Consider the following 6772-nt stretch of genomic DNA (forward strand, 5'->3'; position numbering starts at 1 on the left):
AAAGCTAATTAGTACATTTTTAAGCGTTCTTGGGCAGTATCGGCTGCAGGCGAATTAGGGTACTGCTGAATCACGCGCTGTAGGGTTTGCTTAGAGCCCTCAATATTATTCAGCTCTAATTGACTGCCGGCAACAACTAATAAGGCATCACCCGCTTGTGGATCCTGAGGATAGCTGCTGACCATGCGCTCTAAGCGGCTGATTGCGCCTTGGAAATCACGAATAGCGTAATAGCTGCTGCCCTCATAGAAACGTGCAGCCGGTGTTAAGACACTGCGTGGGTAGGCGCTGGCAAAGTTGTTTAATGCATTTGCCGCCATCTCGTACTCGCCCTGACGGAATAGGTTGATCGCATTATCATAGTCATGCTGCTCATTCGGATCACCTACTTGCGGGTTAGGTCCAAAATCGTCATAGTTTTGCTGTGAAGAAGCTTGCTTCGCTGAATGGTCCAAGCTCTCTAACTGACCGCGTAACTGCGCGATCTCCTTTTGTAAGGCCTGAATCTGGTTGGATAACTCTAAACGTGATAAGCCGGCCATTTTTAATTGTGAGCGCAGCTCTAAGATGGCGCGTCTTGCATCCTCATCTTCAAAAGCCATCGCCGGACTGCTAAAACCGGCACCTAAAATAGCACTGCTGAACACTAGTAAGGAGAGTTGACGTTTAAACATGCTTTACATTCCTTGGTGGTTTATCGTTTTAAGTCGTAAAAGTTGGCTTGTGCTTTGAAAAAGCTACTCTTTATCCTACAGCAATAAGGCTGTTTTGTGATTAATGACTTGTTGCTGTTTGTTGCAAAAATAATGCCACAACTATGGAGTTGCGGCATTATGACAAGCTCAGATCCGAAGATCACTGAAGATCATCGATCCTAGCGGATGTAGTTGATATCCGCGCGACGGTTTTGAGCGTGAGCTTCTTCAGACCAACCCTGAGCGATAGGACGCTCTTTACCGAAGCTGACAGCTTCGATTTGGGCACCGTTAACGCCACGGTTAACTAATTGCTGAGCAACGGCAACTGAACGACGCTGACCTAAGGCTAAGTTGTACTCAGAAGAACCGCGGGCGTCAGTATTACCCTCAATGCGGATGCGCTGCTGAGCGTTAGCAGATAGGTATTGAGCGTGCATTTGTACTAGTGGTAAGTACTGCTCTTCAACATTGTAACGGTCGAAACCGAAGAATACAGAACGTTGTTGAGCTAATGGGCTGTTAGGGTTGAATGGATCCATTACAGCACCAGTCTGTGCGCCAGTTTGACCTGTTGTGTCAGTGGTTGTCTTGGTGGAGCTACACGCAGCTAGAGTAGCAGCTAAAGCAGCAATAGCAAATGTTTTAACGATACGAGATTTCATCGGAAAACTCCTAGTTTTTGATTAAATAAAATTTTTATAATTGCAAACCATATGGTAGCAAAGCTCGAAGACAGCTCGCTAACTCCTCGTGTGAGAACTTACTCACCGCCTTCCCCAAACGCTGGATTATGCTGTAGAGTGCGCACTACCTCTTAAATTAAAATATAACAGGTTTAAAGCATTAAGTGGCGTAAAACCTGCAACAAATTGCGACTCGATGCAAGTTATCAGCGAATGTGTTAGCAAAATATGACAGTTTTATCACAAGACGTATTAAAAAGCTTGCGCTATATCCGCTATTGCTTAATCAACAAATGGTCCCCAAGCCGCACTACTGATGCTGCCAGATGAGGTTGGGATAATTTGTTGATTCGTGCCATCCACATTCACTAAGGCTAAGTTTGAGCCAGAGACGTAAAGAATCTGTACACCATTGGCCGAGAAGCTGGGCGATAAATCGTTAGGGCCACGGGTTAGCAGTTGGTCACCACCGCCGCCTAAATTGGTGAGAGCGATTGAATACGCGCCACCTCGCATACTGGAGTTAACTAGCTTTAAACCGTCTGGTGAAATGGCACCGGAAACGTTTTGTGAACCGTTAAAAGTGATTCGGCTAGCACCGCCACCACCTAGGCCAGCACGATAAATCTGCGGGCTGCCACCGCGGTCACTCGTAAAGATAATGCCGCTGCCATTTGGGAAGAAATACGGCTCGGTATCAATTTCTGGTGAATCGGTAATTTGACGGGCACTATCACCACCATTAGCACTGATTAAGAAAATATTAGAAAGACCACTACGACTGAGTGCAACCGCTAATTGGCTACCGTCTGGTGACCATGCCGGGGCACTGTTATTGCCGTGGAAATTAGCTGCGACCGTACGACCGCCAGTGGCAAGATTTTGTACATAAACTACCGGTTTACCTGTTTCAAAGCTAACATAGGCTAGCTTTTGGCCGTCTGGAGACCATTTGGGCGAGATAATCGATGAGTTGGAGGAGGCGACAACTTGAGCGCCTTGACCATCGGCGTCAGCCACATAAAGCTGGTTGCCTGCAACATAGGCGACACGCGTTGAGAAGATACCGCGCACGCCGGTTTGATTTTCATAAATTGCATCAGCCACACGGTGAGCCTGACGGCGTAGGTTACTGCCAGTCACTGATTTGCTTTCAATGGTGCTCTGCTGCGTTGGATCGACGAGTCCGTAATTGACCGTAGTGCCGGTGCTAGAACCATAGGCTAAAGGCGTGGCGATTTGGAGGGCATTAATCGCATCCCAGTTAGGTGTACCGGCTGAGTCTGAGGTCACGGCCTCCACGCGATTAACTTCGAACTCACCTGAGCGCGTCAAGTCAGCTGCCACAATATCAGCAATTTCCTTGCCATTAGGGCCGGTAAAGTCAGCGACGGTAATTGGGAATTTGAAATTTTCCTGACCGCTGGATTGCAGCGGTACATAGAGTTGCGCCTGGGCAGCACCGATGCCTAGACTTAGCGCAACAGAGGTCACCAGGCTACCGACGAGGCGGTAAGCAGTTGAGCGCAGACGGTTAGTACTGCGTGGAAATAATGCTGAAGTCATAGCAAACCATCTCCTAGATAAATGTCTTTGATAAATTGATCAGTTTTATTAAGTTAACATAAAAAGCTGAAGCCACATTAGCGGACGTAATTAAAGTGTCCAGTAAACTTCGAGCTACGAATTGCCGCTGGGTAGTTTTGGCAAGCTTTAAGCGCATTAACCACGGCATTGTCAAAGGCTGCGTTGCCAGAACGACGGGTGATCCGTGCATTCGTGGCTTTTAAATTGGCATTAATCGTCACTTCGTAGTGCGCCGTTAAGCGCTGCGCACCGCCATAGCGTAATAATGGCTGGACACAACGTTGAATCGCCTGAATCACGGCGTTATTACCACCGCCACCGCCACGTTGGTTTTGTGCATTGCGCCCGCCTTGAATGCCGGCGATGCTATTGATATCACCGCGCATGGCACCGCGTACATCGGCTCCTTGACGATTGGCTTTAGCCTTGGTTTCAGCTGCGGCACGTGCGTCAGCAGCGGCTTTGGCAGCGGCTTTTTTCTTGGCTTCTGCCTCGGCTAAACGTTTTTTCTCAGCGGCTGCCTTACGCTCTTGCTCTTCTTTTTTACGTTGTTCCTCTTGGCGCGCGAGTTCTTGCTTGCGCTTTTCTTCGGCTTCGCGTTTTTTGCGCTCCTCTTCCTGTTTGGCGAGTGCTTGTTTACGCGCTTCCTCTTTTTTGCGCAGTTCTTCTTGCTTAGCCAGCTCTTCTTTGCGTTTGCGCTCTTGTTCTTCTTTTTTGCGTTGTTCCTCTCGCTGCGCGAGTTCTTGCTTGCGCTTTTCTTCGGCTTCACGCTGCTTGCGCTCTTCCTCGCGCTTTTTTTCTAAAGCAATGTCAGGATCTTCCTGTGGTGCTGGCGGAGGCGTTGCCGCGACGGGTGGAGTCACCGCAGGCTCTGGTTCGGGTGCAGGGGCTTCAGGTTCCGCTGCGGGCTCCGGTTCTGGTTCAGGCGTAGGCTCCGGTTCCGGGTCGACTTCGTCCTCATTGACCGTGTCTTCGTCGGCCGGGTCCATGGTGGCTGTTTCAGTGGGCGCTTTAAGAATCTGCTCAGTACCCTCAGCCCAGAGTTCGAGTTGAATTGGTCCCGCCGCTTGCTCAGGCTTTAAGAACAGGCTAGCCACAATCAGCACAATAATAGCTAAGTGAAACACCAAGGAGCCAATCAGGCCCTTGGTATTATCACTATTTTCATAGTACTCGTTAGGATTCTCAAACTTAATCATTGACTATTAAACTATTTTTTGCTGCTTTGATTTTGATTGACCATCAAAGCCAAACGAGTGACGCCGTTAGCACGTAAGGTGTCCATCACTTGCATCACTTCTTCATAGGCAATCTTGCCGTCCGCGGCAATCACCACTGGGGTGTCGGGCTGTTGCAATAACATTTTTACCTCATCCAGTAGCGCCTCTTTGGGGATATCCTGAAAATTAGCGCCGGCATTACGCAGACGAATACTCTAAGCACCGTCTTCTGCAATCTGAATCTCAATTGGCGTGGCCGGTACCTCGGTTGCTTGACCGACTGAAGGTAAATTCACGACCCCCGGCGTAATCATGGGCGCCGTCACCATAAAAATAACTAATAGCACCAGCATGACATCAATGTAGGGGACGACATTAATTTCATTTTTACGGCGTGAGCCGCGCTGGCGGCGGCGTTGATATGTTTTCATCTTAGCGAAGCTGGCGTTGTAAAATATTTAAAAGCTCATCAGAGAAACTGTCGAAGCGACCGGCGAGAATATCATTTTGAGTACTGAAGTAGTTGTAACCCAACACGGCTGGAATCGCCGCAAATAGACCGATGGCCGTGGCAATCAAGGCCTCAGCAATACCCGGTGCAACCGCTGCCAGGGTGGCATTTACCGCCGTTGATAAGCCGATAAATGAATGCATAATACCCCACACCGTGCCGAGTAGACCGATATAGGGGCTGACCGAGCCAGTAGAGGCTAAAAAGTTAAGCTTAGCGTCTAAGCTATCAAGCTCGCGCTGTGTGGTAGCCTGCATGGCACGATGGGTGCCGTCGATGATACGCTCACCATCAGTCTGACCACTGCGGCGATGACGTAAAAACTCAGTCATGCCAGCATTAAAAATGCGTGCGAGCGGGCCACTTTGATCTAAATCCTTGCTCACTGATTGATGGAGGTCTGAGAGCTCCTTACTTTGCCAAAAGTGGCTTTCAAAATCACGTGTTTGCTGCAAGGCACGTTTAACCTGTAGGTACTTGCTGATCATAATGGCCCACGATACAACGGAGGCAATGACTAAAATCAGCATAATAATTTGCACAGGCAAACTAGCATTAAGAATTAATGAAGTAACGGACATGGAGGTGTCTGAAGTTTCGATCGGTGGCATAGCGATTAATTATCCTGAACAGAAAGAAATAAACTACGAATATCAGCCGGAATGGGTGCCGGTTTAAAGCTTTGGGTATCGACACAGCAGATCTGGATAGAGCTTTCGACCAAGATCTCGCCATTTCGTTCCGCGATTTGTTCAAAAGAGCAGGAGGAATTACCAACTTTGCTCAATGTGGTGTTAATTTGCAGTAGATCATCAAGCCTTGCGGGGCTGCGGTAACGTAGCTGAGTACCCACCACCACAAAGATGCGTTGTTGCTCCTCGGCAAGTTGCGCTTGATTGACGCCTAAGTTACGTAACCATTCAGTGCGCCCGCGCTCGAAAAATTTTAAATAGTTTGCGTAAAAGACTACGCCCCCAGCATCGGTGTCCTCATAATAAACCCGAACCGGAAGGACAAAGCGTTTGCTCTCGTCCTGATGCGCTTTGGTATCGTTCATAAATAATTAGGATAAATGCAGTAAAAGTCTACGACCTAATGGTGTTGGGCGTAGACTTGCTCAGTAAATAACAGCCTATATTACTTAGTTTTTAAGCTCTGATAAAGCTCTAAAACGTAAGCATTTAAATCAGCTAAGTTGATCTGTTGTGATTCGGCGGCAGCACGTGACTGTACTTCCACCTCCTGCTTAGCTAGGCCTCGTTCACCAATGGTTACACGGATAGGCACACCGATAAGCTCCCATTCGGAGAACATCACGCCGGGACGCACATCACGGTCGTCCAGAATGACCTCTACGCCGGCCTGCAAGAGGCTGTGGTAAAGCTTGCTCGCCTCCTCACGTACCGCCTCGCTTTTACCCCAACCGATGGGGCAAATCACTACTTCAAAGGGAGCGATACTGATCGGCCAGATAATACCTTTATCATCATGGTTTTGCTCAATCGCAGCGGCCACAATACGACTCACGCCGATGCCGTAACACCCCATTTGTAAAGGCTCAGCCTTGCCTTCCTCGTTAAGGAAGGTGGCGTTAAGCGCTTTGGAGTAAACATCGCCTAAGAAGAAGACATGACCTACCTCAATGCCTCGTTGAATTGCTAAGGTGCCACTGCCGTCCAGCGTAGGGTCGCCAGCTACCACATTACGAATATCGGCGACCTCTGGCTCAGCTAAATCACGACCCCAGTTAACGCCGCGTAAGTGGTAGTCCTCCTTATTGGCGCCACAGACCCAGTCGTGCATCTTAGCCACCGTCCGGTCAGCGATCACATGCACTGCTTTACGTGTGTTTAGCGGGCCTAAGAAACCTGGATTGGAGCCGAAGTAGTCACGAATTTCTTCCTCCGTAGCTAGGCGGTAGCCATGTTTAAAGGCGGGTAGCTTGGATACCTTGACCTCATTAACCTCGTGATCACCGCGCACTAATAATAAGTAGATTTGCTCCTGTCCTTCATCGTTTGTGGTATGGAAAACCACAGATTTAACGGTTTGAGCTAAGGGCAACCCTAATAA

The 6772-nt window shown here is 48.7% G+C and carries 7 protein-coding genes and 1 pseudogene; all 8 read right to left on the reverse strand.

The window, feature by feature from the left end:
- Positions 1 to 8 precede the first annotated feature (8 nt).
- Positions 9 to 674 (reverse strand): tol-pal system protein YbgF, encoded by a 666-nt coding sequence (gene ybgF / locus HMPREF3179_RS11100; protein ID WP_018025504.1) that lies wholly within the window; start codon positions 672 to 674, stop codon positions 9 to 11.
- A 200-nt stretch (positions 675 to 874) separates the two neighbouring features.
- Positions 875 to 1360 carry a peptidoglycan-associated lipoprotein Pal gene (gene pal / locus HMPREF3179_RS11105; protein WP_018025505.1) on the reverse strand — a complete coding sequence of 162 codons (486 nt, stop codon included), beginning with the start codon at positions 1358 to 1360 and terminating at the stop codon, positions 875 to 877.
- A gap of 303 nt (positions 1361 to 1663) precedes the next feature.
- Positions 1664 to 2947 carry a Tol-Pal system beta propeller repeat protein TolB gene (gene tolB, locus HMPREF3179_RS11110; protein WP_036556810.1) on the reverse strand — a complete coding sequence of 428 codons (1284 nt, stop codon included), beginning with the start codon at positions 2945 to 2947 and terminating at the stop codon, positions 1664 to 1666.
- A gap of 77 nt (positions 2948 to 3024) precedes the next feature.
- Entirely contained in the window at positions 3025 to 4167 is a 1143-nt protein-coding gene (gene tolA / locus HMPREF3179_RS11115; RefSeq protein WP_070471261.1) for a cell envelope integrity protein TolA, read from the reverse strand.
- Between the two features lie 11 nt (positions 4168 to 4178).
- Positions 4179 to 4619, reverse strand: a pseudogene (gene tolR, locus HMPREF3179_RS11120) (protein TolR).
- Between the two features lies 1 nt (position 4620).
- A complete protein-coding gene (gene tolQ, locus HMPREF3179_RS11125; protein WP_018025509.1) occupies positions 4621 to 5310 on the reverse strand; it encodes a protein TolQ in 690 nt (229 codons plus the stop codon).
- Positions 5311 to 5315: 5 nt separating this feature from the next.
- Positions 5316 to 5756: a tol-pal system-associated acyl-CoA thioesterase gene (ybgC, locus tag HMPREF3179_RS11130; protein WP_070471263.1), complete on the reverse strand. Its 441-nt coding sequence runs from the start codon at positions 5754 to 5756 to the stop codon at positions 5316 to 5318.
- Between the two features lie 80 nt (positions 5757 to 5836).
- On the reverse strand, positions 5837 to 6772 hold a 936-nt coding region (gene proS / locus HMPREF3179_RS12555), incomplete at its 5' end, for a proline--tRNA ligase (protein WP_246824457.1).

Source organism: Oligella sp. HMSC09E12 (genome assembly GCF_001808505.1).
GTDB classification, from domain to species: Bacteria; Pseudomonadota; Gammaproteobacteria; order Burkholderiales; family Burkholderiaceae_B; genus Oligella; species Oligella urethralis.